Source organism: Kroppenstedtia sanguinis (assembly GCF_050433445.1).
In the GTDB taxonomy this organism is placed as follows: Bacteria; Bacillota; Bacilli; order Thermoactinomycetales; family DSM-45169; genus Kroppenstedtia; species Kroppenstedtia sanguinis.
Map to the genome: position 1 here is coordinate 21,350 of NZ_JBNPXF010000022.1, position 17,533 is coordinate 38,882.

Annotated in this window: 14 protein-coding genes, 2 tRNA genes, 1 rRNA gene and 1 other RNA gene; 4 read left to right on the forward strand and 14 right to left on the reverse strand. The window is 51.0% G+C overall.

Annotated elements, in window-relative coordinates; genetic code table 11:
- The first annotated feature begins 373 nt into the window (after positions 1-373).
- A complete protein-coding gene (locus tag JOD24_RS12720; RefSeq protein ID WP_429247032.1) occupies positions 374-610 on the forward strand; it encodes a hypothetical protein in 237 nt (78 codons plus the stop codon).
- Between the two features lie 470 nt (positions 611-1,080).
- Positions 1,081-1,452 carry a hypothetical protein gene (locus JOD24_RS12725; RefSeq protein ID WP_429247033.1) on the forward strand — a complete coding sequence of 124 codons (372 nt, stop codon included), beginning with the start codon at positions 1,081-1,083 and terminating at the stop codon, positions 1,450-1,452.
- A 494-nt stretch (positions 1,453-1,946) separates the two neighbouring features.
- On the opposite strand, the gene JOD24_RS12730 is transcribed toward JOD24_RS12725, so the two are convergent.
- The 14 genes from JOD24_RS12730 to rpoN form a co-directional block, all read right to left on the reverse strand.
- Positions 1,947-2,022, reverse strand: a tRNA-Thr gene (locus tag JOD24_RS12730).
- A gap of 20 nt (positions 2,023-2,042) precedes the next feature.
- Positions 2,043-2,416: a transfer-messenger RNA gene (ssrA, locus tag JOD24_RS12735) on the reverse strand.
- Between the two features lie 103 nt (positions 2,417-2,519).
- Positions 2,520-2,987: an SsrA-binding protein SmpB gene (gene smpB / locus JOD24_RS12740; protein ID WP_380165596.1), complete on the reverse strand. Its 468-nt coding sequence runs from the start codon at positions 2,985-2,987 to the stop codon at positions 2,520-2,522.
- 457 nt (positions 2,988-3,444) lie between these two features.
- Positions 3,445-5,769 carry a ribonuclease R gene (gene rnr / locus JOD24_RS12745; protein ID WP_429247034.1) on the reverse strand — a complete coding sequence of 775 codons (2,325 nt, stop codon included), beginning with the start codon at positions 5,767-5,769 and terminating at the stop codon, positions 3,445-3,447.
- A 32-nt stretch (positions 5,770-5,801) separates the two neighbouring features.
- Entirely contained in the window at positions 5,802-6,560 is a 759-nt protein-coding gene (locus tag JOD24_RS12750) for an alpha/beta hydrolase (protein ID WP_380165592.1), read from the reverse strand.
- A gap of 191 nt (positions 6,561-6,751) precedes the next feature.
- A 5S ribosomal RNA gene (rrf, locus tag JOD24_RS12755) occupies positions 6,752-6,868 on the reverse strand.
- Positions 6,869-7,048: 180 nt separating this feature from the next.
- Positions 7,049-7,282 carry a preprotein translocase subunit SecG gene (secG, locus tag JOD24_RS12760; RefSeq protein WP_380165590.1) on the reverse strand — a complete coding sequence of 78 codons (234 nt, stop codon included), beginning with the start codon at positions 7,280-7,282 and terminating at the stop codon, positions 7,049-7,051.
- 139 nt (positions 7,283-7,421) lie between these two features.
- On the reverse strand, positions 7,422-8,708 hold the full coding sequence (eno, locus tag JOD24_RS12765; protein WP_429247035.1) for a phosphopyruvate hydratase: 1,287 nt from the start codon (positions 8,706-8,708) through the stop codon (positions 7,422-7,424).
- A 29-nt stretch (positions 8,709-8,737) separates the two neighbouring features.
- The gene (gene gpmI / locus JOD24_RS12770) at positions 8,738-10,273 is read right to left on the reverse strand and encodes a 2,3-bisphosphoglycerate-independent phosphoglycerate mutase (protein ID WP_429247036.1); all 1,536 of its coding nucleotides are present in this window, start codon (positions 10,271-10,273) and stop codon (positions 8,738-8,740) included.
- Positions 10,270-11,040, reverse strand: a complete 771-nt coding sequence (gene tpiA, locus JOD24_RS12775; RefSeq protein WP_429247037.1) for a triose-phosphate isomerase — start codon at positions 11,038-11,040, stop codon at positions 10,270-10,272. The genes gpmI and tpiA overlap by 4 nt, the downstream gene beginning before the upstream one ends.
- Positions 11,041-11,057: 17 nt before the next feature.
- Positions 11,058-12,239, reverse strand: coding sequence for a phosphoglycerate kinase (locus tag JOD24_RS12780; RefSeq protein ID WP_429247038.1), 1,182 nt, complete (start codon positions 12,237-12,239; stop codon positions 11,058-11,060).
- A 67-nt stretch (positions 12,240-12,306) separates the two neighbouring features.
- Positions 12,307-13,320, reverse strand: a complete 1,014-nt coding sequence (gene gap / locus JOD24_RS12785; protein WP_429247039.1) for a type I glyceraldehyde-3-phosphate dehydrogenase — start codon at positions 13,318-13,320, stop codon at positions 12,307-12,309.
- A gap of 35 nt (positions 13,321-13,355) precedes the next feature.
- A complete protein-coding gene (locus tag JOD24_RS12790; protein WP_429247040.1) occupies positions 13,356-14,381 on the reverse strand; it encodes a sugar-binding transcriptional regulator in 1,026 nt (341 codons plus the stop codon).
- Positions 14,382-14,549: 168 nt separating this feature from the next.
- A complete protein-coding gene (gene rpoN / locus JOD24_RS12795; protein ID WP_429247041.1) occupies positions 14,550-15,947 on the reverse strand; it encodes an RNA polymerase factor sigma-54 in 1,398 nt (465 codons plus the stop codon).
- Positions 15,948-16,232: 285 nt separating this feature from the next.
- Between rpoN and JOD24_RS12800 the strand changes: the two genes are divergently transcribed.
- A tRNA-Arg gene (locus tag JOD24_RS12800) sits at positions 16,233-16,307 on the forward strand.
- 120 nt (positions 16,308-16,427) lie between these two features.
- The gene (gene clpP, locus JOD24_RS12805; protein ID WP_380165574.1) at positions 16,428-17,012 is read left to right on the forward strand and encodes an ATP-dependent Clp endopeptidase proteolytic subunit ClpP; all 585 of its coding nucleotides are present in this window, start codon (positions 16,428-16,430) and stop codon (positions 17,010-17,012) included.
- The last annotated feature ends 521 nt before the right edge of the window (positions 17,013-17,533 follow it).

A 17,533-nucleotide genomic window follows, 5' to 3' on the forward strand; every position in this document is an offset into this window, starting at 1 on the left:
ATGTATTCAATCCATCAGGCGTACCGATGTAGAATGCTGGTTAGGTGGAAAAGGTGAAGAATTCCCGAAAGGATAACGGATAACCATCTCCTCCACCGGACTGTGGCGGTGGAAAAAATGGACTATCCGCTTGAAGTTTTGCATGATGGCCGTCAGGAGTGCCTGACTTCGGACACACCAAAGGCCCCGTCCCCAGGCTTTCGCAGTCCATGCCATTCTTTGGATTCTGTAAATAAATGCTCCACCCGTTTACGCCTGAACTATTATATTTCCCTTTCATATCTACAAGTTTATAGCAATGTTTCAAAATAGTTTATGCTATACTTATGATAGATGAAAGTGACTGGAATGAAACAGGGATGGGAAGGAAAATATGATTGTTGAAACAACTGGATCACAAATAAGACGTGAAACAGGTCTCTCCTGTGGCTTCAAGAAAGGTAAGTTCATTGAGCCATTAGATACTTTGAAACTACCAGAAGTTAGTACAGAGAGTTTAACAGAAAGTCTCCAAATGATTTATTTTAAACGTACTGGAACAGTTAATTATGAGATTGACCCGAATGATTATGAAAGGAATAAATTTATAGATAAAAATATGGGATGTTGAGATTGATTTTTGTGAGTAAATATAGCGACAAAAGAGCAACGAGCGAAATTTTTTGCTGACGCTTTAGCGATTAATTCCCTTGGTGCTAAAGCATTCACCAAAGAAAATCGGACATTATTGCAAACATATGTTGATGGCGAAATCGAGCTTGAAGTCTTGCAACAAATGGTGATTAATAAATACAAAAAAATGAGATACAAGAGGGAAAGCAAAGATGATATTGGAAATGTTTGATATTATTCTAATAATAATTGGAATTAGTCTGATACTAGTGGTAATAGGAGTAATATCTATACTTATTATACCTGTTAAATATTTTTGGATATCGCTTTTGATTTGGGGACTATTATCGATTTATTTACTAGTGAAATATGCAGGAAAAAAGTAGTTGAACATGATATCTTGTGAAGTGATTACTGCAAGATACAAGAGATATAGAAGATCGTACTTGTTACAACAATTGGATGGGGGTGTTAATCATTACATTTTCATTAATATTTTTAACGATTGTAGGTGTCATTGTGCTTTCAATGTGTATTGTACCTGCGATTATAGCTATTAGAAAAAGTGAGAAAGGAAAACGCCCCTATAAGATTTCTTATGTAGTAGTGGGACTATTGATTTTTCAATGGGTGTTTTTCTTGACTGGTGGTTACGCTTTATTACCAGTGAACGTTGCGGATGCATTGTTTGTGCCTGTATGGTTGGTGCTGTGTGTAGGGAGTGCAATCACAGCTATCGTTGAATTCAAAAACAACAAGTTTTTTTCTATTCCCGTTGGAGGCCTAACAATAATTAGCTTTTTATTTAGTATTCTTATCTATGGAATAGGAGAAATGTGATTATCTGTTTATTATTGTTTCGGGTAAGCAACAACGGGCGTTTTTTTCTAAATTTGGATAATCGACAGCCTTGCCAGATGGCAATGGTGGTAGAACACGATCTCCCCACCTAAAATATGGTTAATCAATACGCCTGGCGTTGAATATTCTTCAGAAGTAAACTTAAAACGTCCCGGCTTCCAGATCCATGGCCCCTTTCGCCCCAATTCATGGTAGCCAGTCGATAACGAAGCTGACCATTCGTTAAAACCACGATTGGTCTTTTTTGCTTTTTTTGGAGTTTTGATAGATGAAGTGATCTTACCCGATGATGAATTTCGTTACCTAGAGGAGATTACCATCCTGCATTCAGAGTTTCAAAGTACTTATCAAAAGCGTTGATACAAGAAATCACCTTAAATGCCTATAAAGACAGACCAAGACATTAATATTGAATACAATTAAAGAAGAGCAAGGGATTTCCCCTGCTCTTCCAATTAAGCATAATTGTGTTATGGTGCTGATGGAGGGATTCGAACCCCCGACCCCTTCATTACGAGTGAAGTGCTCTGCCAGCTGAGCTACATCAGCAAAAAACTATGGGTTGATAATGGTGGAGGCGAGCGGATTCGAACCGCTGTCCGAAGACATCGCCACATCGGATTCTCCGAGCGCAGTCGCTGTATTTAGGATTCGCATCCCGGACTGCCCAAGCGACAGGCGTCCCGAAATGCTAGCTACTTTAGATTCGCTTTCCGGTCAGTAGCGGAGCCGGTCAGCTAGCCTGCTTAAGTTATGAGACCCGAGTACTCCACACAGGCGATGGAGCAACGGATCCTGGCTGGCTTAGATTAAGCAGCAGCCAGAGAGTAGTTTTCTTGTTTGCCAGTTAAATTTAGGCACTTTGCGTTTTTAACGAAGGACGCAACCCCACGGCTCGCTACCGACGCTCGAACTGTCCCCGTCGAGTCCTATAAACGCCCCCGCATAAGGTTTCAAGCGTCAACGTCATCTATTATAACTCTGATCACGCTTGCTTGTAAAGGGTTTTCCTGCGGAATCCCGCCGGAGGTTTCATCCGGTAGGAGTCATCCCAACACCCTCTGTTTCAACTGACGGCGGATTTCCCGGTCCGCATCCCGCTTGGCGGCAGTTTCCCGTTTATCGTGCAGTTTCTTCCCTTTGGCTAAGGCCAATTGAATCTTGGCGTAGCCGTTGCGAAGATGAAGATCCAGCGGGACCAGGGTAAATCCCTTCTGCTTGGTCAATCCGATCAGCTTGTTGATCTCCTCTTTGTGTAGCAGGAGTTTTCGGGTTCGGGTAGGATCCTGGTTAAACCGATTGCCTTGTTCAAAAGGGCTGATATGCATATTGACCAGGTGAACCTCTCCGTCACTGATCAAGGCATAGCTGTCCTTCAGGTTGACCCGCCCCTGCCGAATCGACTTGATCTCGGTTCCCGTGAGCACGATGCCCGCTTCATAAGTGTCTTCCACATGGTACTCATGACGGGCTTTTCGGTTCCGGGCCACCACTTTGACTCCGCCCTTGGACATCGTGCCCCACCTCCATCTTTAAATATCGTAATCTAAATTATACCAACCACAGAGGATCGGTGTCAATGGAAGATTCCCCGCCTTTTGATGAGGGAGATGACCCTGCCATCCCCCAAGGAAATGGAGACGGTTCGCTTAAGAATCACCTCGAGCAGGGGCAACCGGGATGGGAGCAAATGTCGCCCCTAGTAACGTGGTGAACCCCTGCGTTCGCCGACGGTCGGGATAGGGTTTCACATTCCGGCATCAAAGTTCTGACGATCCAAAATCGCTCCATGTGAAACCCTATCCTCCCTGATCGTGCAGCAGGTAGGACGTGTGCTCTGGGTATGGTCCAGTCGCCCTCTCGTAAACTTATCCACTGGCTAGATGGCTACCTTGATTTCAGATGGTATGTCGCTAAGGTAATAACACACCACCGCCCATTTTCAGGTTCATCAACAGCCCTGGCCCCGCCTTATCTTTTTCGCTTATTTCTTTTCCCTTTGTGCCCCTTCTCTTTGCTTTTTCTGCGGCGACTGGTGGGACTGGTAGAGGGTTTACCTGGCTTGGCGGAGGTGGCACGGCTGGTACGGCCTGTACGGCCGGCTGTGGGTTTGTGCGGTTTTTTTACCTTGGTCTCCGCTGAGGGTACCTGGGCCGCACGGGGCGAGTCGGAATCTTCCCCCTCTGTGAATTCAAAGTCGACCTTGCGCTCATCCAGGTTCACTCCGGTCACCCGAACCTGGGCCGGATCTCCGATATTGTATTCTTTTCCGGTTCGTTCCCCGATCAGAGACATGCTATATTCGTTGAAATGGTAGTAATCATCGGTCATGTAACTGACATGGACCAAGCCTTCCACCGTATTCTCCAATTCAACAAAGACACCGAAGGAAGTGACACTGCTGATCGTGCCCGTGAAGATTTCTCCCACCTTGTCCATCATAAACTCGGCTTTCTTCAGATCATCGGTTTCTCGCTCAGCATCAATGGCGATCCGCTCCCGCTCCGAGGTATGATCCGCCGTCGCGGGCAGCACATCCTTGAAATGACTCCGCTGCTTGTCCGACAATTTTCCCTCATTCTCCAACACTTCCCGGATGATCCGGTGAATCATCAGATCAGGATAGCGGCGGATCGGTGAGGTGAAGTGAGAATAATATGGAGCTGCCAAACCGAAGTGACCGAGACATTCCGGTGAGTATTTGGCCTGTTGCATGGAGCGCAACATCACCTTGCTGATTACCGGCTCTTCCGGTTCTCCTTTGATTTCATGCAGTAACTGCTGAAGGGCACGGGGTTTGATCCGATCTATCTTTCCCCGAACAGAGTGACCAAACCGGGTGATAAACTCAACGAAGGATTGCAGTTTATCCGGATTGGGACGCTCATGAATCCGGTACAAGAAGGGAATCTTCCGCTTGAAAAAGTGCTCCGAAACCGTTTCATTGGCCGCCAGCATAAACTCTTCGATCATCTGTTCAGCTACGGTGCGGGGCCTTTTTACGATCTCCACCGGCTTGCCCTGAGGGTCCACCAAGATCTTGGCCTCAGGAAAATCAAAATCGATCGCTCCCCGGTTCACACGTCGCTGGTTCAGGATCTTGGCCAGTCGTCCCATCAGGCGAAAGTCTTCCACCAAGGTCTGGTAACGTTGAATCAATTCCGGGTCTTCATCCACCAGAATCCGTTTCACATCATGATAGGTCATCCGTTCGTCTGTTTGGATCACACTGGGGTAAATTTCGTGGTGAATCAAGTTCCCTTGACCGTCCAGTTCCATATCGCAGGTCATGGTGAGCCGATCCACCTGGGGATTCAGACTGCAGATCCCATTGGACAGTCGTTGGGGAAGCATGGGAATCACCCGGTCCACCAGATAGACACTGTTTCCCCGAAGATACGCCTCCCGGTCCAGTGCGCTGTTCTCTTTGACATAATAGCTGACATCAGCGATATGGACACCCAGCCGGATGTTGCCACCCTCCAGTGTCTCCACGGAGACTGCGTCATCCAGATCCTTGGCATCTTCCCCGTCGATGGTCACCATGCGCCGCCCGCGAAGATCCCGGCGCCCCTGGATCTCATCGGCAGTGATGGAGTCCGGGACGGTCTCGGCCTCTTTTATCACCTCGGTGGGAAATGCTTCTGGCAGATGATATTTGCGAATAATCGACAGAATATCTACTCCCGGATCATCCTTATGACCGATCACTTCCTTCACTCTGCCTTCAGCACTGCGCCGCCCTTTGGGGTAACTAGTCAGTTCAACCACCACTTTATCCCCTTCTTTGGCACCGCTGATGGCTTCCTTGGGAATGAAGATATCTGATGAGAGACGTTTATCATCGGGAATGACAAAGCCGAAATGTTTAGAGGCGGAGTAGGTGCCCACTGCTTCCGTCCGACCTCGTTTCAAAATACGCACAATTTCCCCTTCCGGCCTCCTGCCTTCCTTTTTGTAGCTCTCTACCCGGGCCAACACGAAATCCCCATCCATGGCTCCGTTCATATCTGTCCCATGGATAAAGACATCCTGTTCAAAGGGAAACTCCGCATCAGGAATCACAAAACCAAATCCTTTGGCATTTCCCTGCAACCGACCGCGAACCAGATTGAGACGCTCCGGCACCCCATAACGATGGCTTCGGGTGCGGACAATCTTGCCCTCCGCTTCCATCTGATTCAGGATATCGATAAAAGAGTTCCACTCCAGATCTGCGAAGGATTGGTGCAATTCTTCCGCGGTCAAAGGCTTGTATGCATTTTTTCGCATGAATTTCAGAATTTCCGGTTCCACCTATTTAATCTCCTTTCCCCCCATGAGCCGGTTCAGCGGTTATCTCCGGTCACTTGGACAGCGAAAGCGTCGATCTCGTTGAACAACCGTTCCCGTTCTTTGTCCAAGGTGATGATGTGACTCGATTTTTCATACCACCGGAGCTGTTTTTCTCTGGAGGAAATATGCTTGTATATGTATTTAGCGCTGTTCGGATCCACAGTCTCATCCAGTTTGGACTGTATGATCAACGCTGGAACTTCCACTTCGGAAAGATTTCGCCGCACCTGCCGGATCAGTACGTTCAGACTGGAAATGCATTTTAGCGGAGTGCGATCATAGGGAACCAGGTGCTCCTCAATATGAGGGAGTTTGCCCCCACCTCGTTTATGATAACGCTGTACCCACTGGGCAGCCCCAGCCAGGTGATGGCGTTTGTCCCGAAGCCAAACCGGAGCGCAGAGCGAAACCACTCCCGCCAAAGGCTGGGTATGTGCCAGTTGGAGCGCCAATGCCCCACCCATGGACAAGCCCACGGCCAAAATCTGGCGCACATTCCCCTCCTCCTGCAAACGATCATAGGCATCCAGCACACTCTTCCACCAATCCGGCCAAGCACTCTGTTCCATATCTTCAGGAGTGGTGCCATGACCCGCCAGCAACGGAGCATGGACGGTATATCCTTGATCCCGCAAAAATTGTCCCAGGGGGCGCATCTCTGAAGGCGTTCCCGTAAAACCATGCACCAATAAGATTCCCGTCTCTCCTCCTGGATAAAAAAAAGGATCCGGAGAACGGCGTTTGATCTTCATGCTCTTGGGTCTCCTCTCCTTGTCTGGACCCTGCTGTAATCTCAGTTTTTCCAACCCAGTCGATTTCGAACCGGGCTCAGATGGAAAAAGAACTGGAAACCGGGTCTGTTTTCAGGGTATCACAGATATCACAGATCAAAAACCATGTCATAAAAAAAACAAAAGAGACAGCTCTGCGGAGCTGTCTCTCTGCCTGGCAACGTCCTACTCTCCCAGGGGCCTGCGCCCCAAGTACCATCGGCGCTGGAGGGCTTAACTTCCGTGTTCGGGATGGGAACGGGTGGTTCCCCTCCGCCATCGCCACCAGACATTTATTATAATAGCATGGCCCTCTCTTTTTGACAAGAGGGTTTTTCAACTTTTTTTAAGAAAAATGGATCCTCGCAACCCCAAACAAGCGTTCCAGACCCGCTGGACATGCGGGTCTGTTATTTCCTATTTTCCCTCAGCTCCCCATCCAACTGAGAAGATCACTCCAAGGGCGATTCTTAACTGACAAAGAAGGCGGCGCATAGGGTAAGGATCATGAAGAGGACGGCCAAAACGACGGTGACTTTCCCCAACAGCGCATCTATGCCGCGGGCCTTAGTCTTCCCAATCAAGTGTTCGGATGCTCCCCCAATCGCACCGGAAAGGCCTGCACTTTTACCTGATTGCAATAAAACCACGAGAATCAGTGCGACACAAACAATGCCCAAAATGATGTCGATGGCGAGTTTCATAGTTATGCTACACCTCCGATCGGGTGTTGCCCGTTCGATTTTTCACTGGTGTTAATGTATCACAACCGACTGCAGTTTTCAATAAAAGTGCAACCCACGGACATAAGAATGCCGGACCCGATTAGGTCCGGCTGATAAGTTATCCGCGCAGATTGTAAAAAGTATTCTTCCCTAGGTACTGACTGTTCTGCTCCAGCTCTTCTTCGATCCGGAGCAATTGATTGTACTTAGCCACCCGGTCGGTTCGAGAAGGAGCCCCGGTCTTAATCTGACCTGCCCCTGTGGCTACGGCAATATCAGCGATGGTGGTATCTTCCGTCTCACCGGAACGGTGGGAGATGACCGCTGTGTAACCCACCCGTGTCGCCATTTGCACTGCATCAAAGGTTTCGGTCAGGGTACCGATTTGGTTGACTTTCACCAGGATGGAGTTGCCCACCCCTTTTTCGATCCCCTCCTGAAGACGAACCGTATTGGTGACAAACAAATCGTCACCTACCAGCTGAACCTTTTTCCCCAGACGCTGGGTCAACTTTTTCCAGCCCTCCCAATCATCCTCGGCCAGACCATCTTCGATGGAGATAATCGGATATTTTTGTACCAGCTCTTCATAATAGGCGATCATCTCATCAGCAGACTTGGAAACTCCTTCTCCCGCCAGATGGTAGGAGCCCTCTTTGTACAGTTCCGTAGAGGCCACATCGAGAGCCAGCAACACATCGGTTCCTGGTTGGTATCCCGCCTGCTGCACTGCGGTAACAATCGTTTGCAACGCTTCCTCGTTGGAAGAGAGGTTCGGCGCGAAGCCTCCTTCATCACCTACAGAGGTGGAAAGCCCCTTCTCCTTGAGGACCGCTTTCAGATGATGGAAGACCTCTGCTCCCATGCGCAGACCTTCGCGGAAGCTTTTTGCTCCAACGGGCATCACCATGAACTCCTGGATATCCACGTTGTTGTCTGCGTGGGCCCCGCCGTTAAGGATATTCATCATCGGTACGGGAAGAACCTTGGAATTAAATCCGCCGAGGTAAGTATAGAGTGAAAGACCTACCGTTTCCGCCGCTGCCCGGGCTACGGCCATGGAAACACCCAGGATGGCGTTGGCTCCCAGATTCCCTTTGTTCGGGGTGTCGTCCAATTGGATCAAGGCACGATCGATCCCGACCTGATCCAATGCATCCATCCCTTGGATTTGCGGCGCGATCACTTCATTGACGTTTTGCACCGCCTGGAGCACTCCTTTTCCCAGAAAGCGACCCCGATCCCCATCGCGCAACTCCACCGCTTCATGGGCCCCGGTGGAGGCACCGGAAGGAACGATTGCCCGACCGACGGCACCAGAATCCAGAATCACTTCCACTTCAACAGTGGGATTTCCCCGAGAGTCCAGTACTTCCCGGCCATATACATCGATGATCATGCTCATGCATGCATCCTCCTCGCTACTGTCAAAAGTTATTTAATTAGAGAACGACCGGTCATCTCCGCAGGTTGCGGCAAGCCCAACAATTGAAGAAGCGTCGGAGCCACATCTGCTAGGATTCCGCCTTCTCTCAAGCTGACGGTTGAATCCGTGACGATACAAGGGACAGGGAAAGTGGTATGAGAGGTGACCGGCTCGTTGTTTTCGTTCAACACCATATCCGCGTTGCCGTGATCGGCGATCACCACTGCGGTTCCCCCGTGGGCCTGCAGTGCATCTATGACCCGTCCCAGACATTCATCCACCGCTTCCACTGCACGGATGGTCGGCTCCAGTTTGCCAGAGTGGCCCACCATGTCTGGATTGGCGAAGTTGAGAACGATCGCATCCTGTTTTTCCGCCTCGATCTCCTGCACCAGCGCCTCCGTCACTTCATAGGCGCTCATCTCCGGTTTCAAATCGTAGGTGGCTACTTTGGGGGATTTGATCAGGATCCGATCTTCACCGGGAAAAGTCTCTTCCCGACCGCCACTGAAGAAGTAGGTGACATGGGGATATTTCTCTGTCTCAGCGATCCGGAGCTGCTTCAGTCCGTGCTGGGAGACCACTTCCCCGAAAGTGTTCTCCAGATTGGTCGGTTTATAGGCCACATATCCCTCAACCGCGTCGCTGAACTGAGTCAGACATACATAATAGAGAGAGCCCGGTCGCTTCTCTCCTCGGTCAAAGCCCTGGAAATCCTCGTTGGTGAAGGGCAGTGAAATCTGGATGGCCCGATCAGGACGGAAGTTGTAGAAGATGACGGCATCCTTGGATTGGATGGGGCCGACAGGTTGATCCTGTTCATCCACAATGACTGTCGGCGTCACAAATTCATCGTAGACACCCTGCTCATAGGATTCTTGCACCGCCTGCACCGGATCCTGGTAGTGGGGCCCCTCTCCATACACCATGGCTCGGTAGGCTTTCTCCGTCCGATCCCAGCGGTTGTCCCGGTCCATGGAATAGTAGCGGCCCATCACCGAGGCAATCCGTCCCACGCCGGTGTCAGCGATCTTCTGCTGCAACTGCTGGATATATTTGACGCCAGAGTCGGGAGCGACATCCCGTCCATCCAGAAAGGCGTGGATGCAGACATCCTGGAGCCCCTCTCGGGCCGCCAGTTCGAGGAGTGCAAACAGGTGATCGATGTGACTGTGAACCCCGCCGTCAGAGAGGAGTCCATAGAGATGAAGGGTGCTGTGGTTCTCTTTCACATGGCGAATTGCTCCGAGAAAGGTCTCATTTTCGAAGAAGGAGCCTTCCGCAATCGATTTGCTGACCCGGGTCAGATCCTGATAGACTACCCGACCGCCTCCGATATTGAGATGGCCCACTTCCGAGTTGCCCATCTGCCCCTCAGGCAGACCTACTCCCGTTCCTGAAGCGGTAAGCGTGGTATGGGGATACTGGGACCAGTATCGATCAAAGTTGGGCTTTTTCGCTTGAGCGACTGCATTGCCGTGAGTCTCTTCCCGGAGAGCAAATCCATCCAGGATGACCAAAGCGACAGGTTTTCGTTGACTCATCCTAAATCCCCCCGTTGAGCAGCAACTTCTACCAGCCGGGCAAAGGAACTGGGGTCCAGACTGGCCCCTCCGACCAGAGCTCCGTCAATCTCTTCTGTGTCGAGAAAAGATTGGATGTTGTCCGGTTTAACGCTCCCTCCATAGAGGATGCGAACTTCATTGGCCACTTGTTGATCAAACTGATCTGCCACACTTTTACGGATGAATCGGATCACATCCGTTGCATCCTCCACAGTGGCCGAACGGCCGGTCCCAATCGCCCAGACCGGTTCATAGGCTAAAATGAGCCGACAAGCCTCTTCGGAACTCAACCCTCGGATGGCGGCCACCACTTGTTCCCGCACCAACTCCCGCGTACGCCCTGCCTCCCGCTCTTCCAGGGTCTCTCCCACACATACGATGGGAGTGAGCTGATGATCCAGGGCGGAACGGGTTTTGAGCCGGACCGATTCATCAGTCTCAGCAAAGTAGGCTCTCCGTTCGGAATGGCCGATGATCGCGTGGGTCACTCCCAGCGCTGTCAACATCGACGGGCTGATTTCACCGGTGTAGGCCCCTTCTTCCTCCCAGTGCATGTTTTGAGCTCCGATCTGGATCCCACTCGCTTTCGTTTCTTGTACCAGTGCAGGCAATGCGACAAAAGGAGCGCACACTACGGTCTCGACACGGTCTGTTTTACCGGCAAATTCAACCTTTGAGAAAAACTCCAGCGCTTCCGTCACCGTTTTGTACATTTTCCAATTTCCTGCGATGACTGATTTTCGCAATGTGATTCACCACCTGATTACTTGTTTTGGAGAACCGCCACTCCCGGAAGCGTTTTCCCTTCCATCAATTCCAGGGAAGCGCCACCACCGGTGGAGATATGGCCCACTTGTTCTGACAAACCCGATTTTTTGATAGCAGCCACGGAATCCCCTCCGCCGATGATGGTCATCCCCGTACAGGCGGCGACTGCCCGAGCGACGGCAAAGGTGCCCTCGGCAAACCGGTCAAACTCAAATACACCCATGGGACCGTTCCAGATCACCAACTTGGAGGAACGGATCACCTCGGCGAAGGACTCCCGAGTTTGTGGACCGATATCCAATCCCATGGAATCCGCCGGGATTGCCTCCACGTCCACCGTCTTCGCAGGGGCATCGGCAGCAAAAGCAGGGGCCACCACCGCATCCACAGGCAAAAGAAGACGGACCCCCTTCTGTTCCGCCTTTTCCATGAAGGATCGGGCCAAATCGATCTTGTCCGCTTCGAGTAGAGACTGGCCGATCTCCAATCCTTTAGCTTTCAGAAAGGTGAAGGAGAGTCCGCCGCCGATCAGGAGGTGATCCACTTGTTCCAACAGGTTGTCGATGACGCCGATCTTGTCTTTCACCTTGGCTCCTCCAATGATCGCTGTAAAGGGACGGTCAGGATTTTGCAGAGCTCGCCCCAAGCTTTCCAGTTCTTGTTGCATCAGGAAACCCGCCACCGCCGGCAGATGCTCGGCAATCCCCGCTGTGGAGGCATGGGCCCGATGAGCGGTGCCAAAGGCGTCGTTGACGTAGAGGTCTGCCAACTTGGCAAAGTCCTGGGACAACTGTGGGTCATTTTTTTCCTCACCGGGACAGAAGCGGACATTCTCCAATAGGAGTATCTCCCCTTCCTTCAGTCCAGCGACCGCTTGCTCTACTTCTGCGCCCACAGTTTGCTCCGTCTTGACCACCGGTTGTCCCAAAAGTTGGGAGAGGCGTTCAGCGACAGGAGTCAGCCGCAACTCCTCCACCACTCTCCCCTTGGGTCTTCCTAAATGGCTGGCCAGGATCACTCGCGCCCCATGTTCCGTCAGATGACGGATCGTCGGCAGAGCTGCCCGAATCCGATTGTCATCAGTAATCCTTCCTTGATCTAGTGGTACATTGAAATCGACTCGGCAAAAGACGCGCTTTCCTCTAACATCCACATCTAGGATCGACAGCTTGTTCATCGTCTTCCTCCTCGACATAGAGAAAAAGAGGAGAGTCTTCCCCTCTCCTCTCTTTTTCCCCTTTATTTTAGACTGACACACCTTTCTTGGCAATGTGATGGATCAGGTCCACCATGCGGTTGGAAAAGCCCCATTCATTGTCGTACCAAGCCACTACTTTCACCATGTTTCCATCCTGAACCATAGTGGACAGTCCATCGACGATAGAGGAGTGGGTATCTCCATTGTAATCCCTGGAGACCAGAGGTTCATCGGTATAGCCCAGAATCCCTTTCAATCCGGTGTCCGCCTGCTTGCGAAAAGCTTCATTCACTTCATCCACACTGACATCCCGGTCCAACTCCGCCACAAAATCAACCACCGAAACATTCGGGGTGGGCACCCGCATCGCAAAACCATTCAGTTTCCCTTCCAACTCCGGCAACACTTTGGCTACAGCCTTGGCCGCCCCTGTGGTGGTGGGAATGATGGACAATCCCGCAGCACGGGCCCGACGCAAGTCCTTATGGGGAAGATCCAGGATCTGCTGATCATTGGTGTAGGAGTGAACGGTGGTCATCAGACCGCGACGAACACCGAAGGTTTGGTGCAACACTTTGGCCACAGGTGCCAAACAGTTAGTGGTACAGGAAGCGTTGGAGATCACCTGATGAAGGCCAGGATCATACTGATCGTCATTTACCCCCATCACTACCGTCAAATCTTCGTTTTTAGCCGGAGCGGAGATGATCACTTTTTTGGCGCCAGCTTGCAAATGTTTTTCCGCATCTTCTTTTTTGGTGAAACGGCCGGTAGATTCCGCAACAATCTCCACTCCGAGTTCACCCCAAGGAAGCTGGGCTGGATCTCGTTCGGCCAAGACCTTGATCTCTTTTCCATCCACCCGTAGTCCCCCTGAGGAGACCTCAACGGAGCCGTCGAATCGTCCATGAACCGAATCGTATTTGAGAAGGTGGGCCAATGTTTCCGAATCGGTCAGATCATTGATCGCCACCACTTCCAACTCTGGATGAGCCATGGCGATTCGAAAAACAGCACGTCCGATACGTCCAAATCCATTAATCCCGATTTTGGTTGTCATAGGGATCCCTCCGTTATTGAAATCAAATTAAAAATTCAATGGGCCCTTTCAAGAATGGCGCGAGCAGCCGCTTCATCGGTGACCAACACGCCACTGCCGGAAACCGGGCAGACCGCCGCCACCGCCTCCGCCTTGGCCGCTCCGCCTGCAATCGCAATCGTCATCTCAACTTTTTCCAGATCTTCCAAGCTGAGGCCGATATGACGGCCGCGATAGACAATCTCCCCCTGGCGGTTGAAGTAGTAGCCAAAGGCTTCCCCCACCGCCCCTTTTTCCTCCAACAGCTTCAACAATTCAGGGGATGACTTTCGCCGGGTTGCCATGCTCTTAGCATCTCCGATCCCATGAACGACAATGCGGGCCGAACGAGCCAGCTCCATCACTTCCCGGATGTGAGGTTCCCGTACCAGGGTTTCCAAGGCTTCTTCGCTCAATTGTTCGGGAACGTGGAGCATCCGGTATTGTCCACTGGACTTGCGGGCCATCAGGGAGACGATATAGTTGGCTTCCAACTCTACCGCCTCTCCCAGTCCGCCCCGAGCAGGGACAAAGATCGTCTCCTTCAAAACCGGGGCTGCGGTGATCTGATCGGCGACGGCAGCCACAGTGGTTCCTCCGGCCACTGCCGTCACCTGTCCCGGTCGGGCCATCTCCTTTAACAGACGGGCACCTGCCCGCCCCATCTCTTTTTTCACCCAGTCCGACCGGTCGGAATCGCCTGGAACCACCACCGCCCTTTTCAGTTGCAGCACGTGGGCGAGGGCGGTCTCCAGTTCCGTCAAACCGGAGAGCTCTTTGATGAGTGGCTCCATCTCCAGGATCAGCCCCTCTCCAGACGGGGTCAGGGTCATTCCGACTGATTCAATCCGGAGGAGACCCTGCTCCTTGAGAAACTCCACTTCTGCCCGCAAGACCCGTTCCGTCTGGTTGAGAGCGACAGCAAGACCCCGTCTCCCCACCGGTTGCATCAGTTGCAGGTGACGTAATACTTCATATCGTTTGCGCATCACTTCCAACAGATCGGGAAGCAGTATGCTCTGCAGTTTCAGAATGGACTCCATGATCGCCTCCGGTACGGGACGAAAAATGTCCCTCGTGACAAAATACGTCCCAATTAGGTTAAAAAAAGAGACAGCATCCTCTTTCACGATTGTAGTTCATTTCCGTACTCCTGACAAGAGGGACCCGCGGAATCGGGTAGATGCTGTCTTCAGGCAAATGAATCTTTTTCACAAATCGAACCTGCGCCTCGCTTGGGACGAAATGATCCCCATCTCTTCCCGATATTTGGCGACGGTTCTGCGGGATATGTGGATCCCCGCCTCTCGGAGCCGGTCTGCAATCACCTGATCAGACAAGGGTTTCCCCTTGTTTTCCCCTTGGATCAGCTGTTGAATGCGATTCTTTACACTGCGGGCAGATGTATTCCCACCACTCTGATTGGAGACACCTGAAGGGAAGAAAAAGCGGAAAGGGAACAGGCCCCGGGGTGTCTGGATATATTTATGTTGGGTAGCTCGGCTGACTGTGGATTCGTGCAACTCCAGCTCTTCCGCCACTTCCCGCAGGGTCAAAGGTTTCAGACGGGAGACCCCGTATTCGAAAAAGTCTTGTTGCACTTCCATGATCGCTTGGCTGACGCGATACAGCGTGTTGCGTCGTTGCTCAATACTTTTTAACAGCCACATCGCCGATTGAATCCGTTCTCGGATATAGGTGGCCGCTTGGTGAGCACTTTCATTATTCTCCCGCAGCATCCGTTCATACTGGGTGCTGATGCCTAGGCGAGGCATATAGCCTTCATTCACCCACACTTCCCACTCCCCCTGCATTTTTCTCACAGTCACATCCGGGAAAATATAGCGGGGGCTCTCCCCGTGGCAGGCGAGACCGGGTTTGGGATTCAGCTTCCGAATTTGATCGGCGGCATCCTGCACTTCCAATGGGGTGCAATTTAAAGTTTGGGCCACTCTTTTTAGCTTTCCCTCGGCCAGATCCTGCAAGTGATCGCTCACGATGTGGCAAAGCAAAGGGCTAAGATCTCCCTGCCGTCTCAGTTGCAGGATCAGACATTCGGATAAGTCTCGGGCTCCCACACCTGCTGGGTCCAGTCCCTGGACCACCTGGAGAGAACGAGAAAAGTCCGACTCCGGGATATTAAAGCGCTTACATAATTGTTCACCATTGAACCTCAAATAACCGTCCTCATCCAGATTTCCGATGATATACCGGCAGATCTGATAAATGCGTGAATCTATGGAAAGGTAGCGAAGTTGTTCTTCCAAAACTTCGGACAGACTGAGGGCTGAATCAGCGATCCGGTCCACCGGATGCCCTTCTTCTTCGTCATAGGTGAAGGAGGCTCCGCCGAAATTTCCACCCTTTCTCATAAAGGCTCCCCAATCCGCCAATTGATCCACACTTGCGCTCTCCACTGAATCCGCCTCCGCCATCTGGGCGGGGTCTTCTATTTCTAATACCGGGTTTTCAATCGCCTGATCTTGTATATACTGTATAAGGTCCACAGTTGAAAGTTGAAGCACTTGGATCGCTTGCCGCAGTTCGGGGGTCATCACCAGCTTCATCCGCTGATCCTGAACCAGTCCGTAATCCATGGATAAAGCCATTTCCGTCACCTCCGTGTGGTTCAGTATATGTGTGCCTTTCCGCCTTCGATGCAATTTCCGGCGGATTTCCTGATATCTAAAAGGAGGTTATTCGGTCACTTAAGATATATTTTATCATAAAGGCCCCTGGTTCCTCATCTCTGCAAAAAACAAAATTCGCGATTTTCCTTTCAGGTTGCCTCCCTTCGGCGCACAATTGTGACTATATTCAATTTCAAGTGACCTCTTGCTTTTTTATCGAGGCCTCGTTATAATAGTCTTTGTCGCTGATTAATTTGCGATTGTGCGCCTATAGCTCAGGGGATAGAGCACTGGTCTCCGGAACCAGGTGCCCAGGTTCGAATCCTGGTAGGCGCACCAAAAGAGACGGCAGCCATTATCGGTTGCCGTTTTTATTTTCCGCTATTTCCTGACCTATCTTGACCTTTGCATTTTGACTGGGTTATGATGGGTATATGCCATCCCAGAGGAGGGACCCTGATGAATTTAATTCCCTATGTGGTTGAACAGACCAGTCGTGGCGAACGATCCTACGATATCTATTCCCGCCTGTTGAAAGACCGGATTATCTTCCTCGGTAGCGAGATCAATGATGCTGTGGCCAACACTATCGTAGCCCAGTTGCTGTTCCTGCAAACCGAAGATCCCAACAAAGATATCCAGCTGTATATCAACTCACCGGGAGGATCCATCTCCGCCGGATTTGCCATCTATGATACGATGCAACACGTCAAGTGCGATATTCAGACCATCTGCATCGGAATGGCTGCTTCCATGGGCGCCTTCCTGCTTTCTTCTGGAACCAAGGGCAAGCGGCTGGCTCTTCCCAACAGTGAAGTGATGATCCATCAACCCCTCGGCGGTGCCCAGGGGCAAGCTTCGGACATTGAGATCAGCGCCAAGCGCATCCTGCGCATGCGGGATCGCCTCAATCATCTCCTCGCGGAGCAGACCGGCCAACCCTTGAAAAAAATTCAACAGGATACCGACCGCGACAACTTCATGGCGGCGGAGGAAGCCAAGAAATACGGGTTGATCGATAAAATCATCGAACATCAAAAGTAACCTGCCCCATTAGAGCCGTGGATTTTTGCAGATCTGCGGCTCTTTTTATAAAGATCCCACTTCGGGACCATTCATGCTTTTGCATCGCCAAACCGACACGCCTGACGGAAGCAAGAACTCATTTCTTGGAATTCATAAAAAGTTAACCTCTCTTTTCCCCGCATTTACCCGAACAAGGGTAAGATCAAGAGGAAGCTGGCGGAAATTCTGCTTCGGGCCTGTCTGATCCATCCATTGCCGGCTTCGGCCTGTATGAAGGGATTGGCGAGACTTGTGCCTCTCCGTTGGTCTCTCCTTCTCTTTGCATCGTCATTGAATGACCAGACATGTCATCAGGGGGTGCCTTCCCAGTGAACTCTTTTGACAAACAGGAGCGAATCTTGTTTTGGGTTTCTGTTGTTGTCGGTTTGGTGATGTTCCTCTCCCTGATCAGCCGGTTTTTTCGTTGATACTCCATAGAAACTACGTCCTACATCGATTTCCGTATCTTTCGTCAATCTGTGAATTCCTCATGTTTATTG

Bases quoted from the DNA above. Each gene is read 5' to 3' on its own strand.
- JOD24_RS12720 (WP_429247032.1), top strand. From the start codon at position 374: ATGATTGTTGAAACAACTGGATCACAAATAAGACGTGAAACAGGTCTC.
- smpB (WP_380165596.1), bottom strand. From the start codon at position 2,987: ATGTCCAAGGGCGGAGTCAAAGTGGTGGCCCGGAACCGAAAAGCCCGT.
- JOD24_RS12750 (WP_380165592.1), bottom strand. From the start codon at position 6,560: ATGAAGATCAAACGCCGTTCTCCGGATCCTTTTTTTTATCCAGGAGGA.
- secG (WP_380165590.1), bottom strand. From the start codon at position 7,282: ATGAAACTCGCCATCGACATCATTTTGGGCATTGTTTGTGTCGCACTG.
- eno (WP_429247035.1), bottom strand. From the start codon at position 8,708: ATGAGCATGATCATCGATGTATATGGCCGGGAAGTACTGGACTCTCGG.
- gpmI (WP_429247036.1), bottom strand. From the start codon at position 10,273: ATGAGTCAACGAAAACCTGTCGCTTTGGTCATCCTGGATGGATTTGCT.
- JOD24_RS12780 (WP_429247038.1), bottom strand. From the start codon at position 12,239: ATGAACAAGCTGTCGATCCTAGATGTGGATGTTAGAGGAAAGCGCGTC.
- gap (WP_429247039.1), bottom strand. From the start codon at position 13,320: ATGACAACCAAAATCGGGATTAATGGATTTGGACGTATCGGACGTGCT.
- JOD24_RS12790 (WP_429247040.1), bottom strand. From the start codon at position 14,381: ATGGAGTCCATTCTGAAACTGCAGAGCATACTGCTTCCCGATCTGTTG.
- rpoN (WP_429247041.1), bottom strand. From the start codon at position 15,947: ATGGCTTTATCCATGGATTACGGACTGGTTCAGGATCAGCGGATGAAG.
- clpP (WP_380165574.1), top strand. From the start codon at position 16,428: ATGAATTTAATTCCCTATGTGGTTGAACAGACCAGTCGTGGCGAACGA.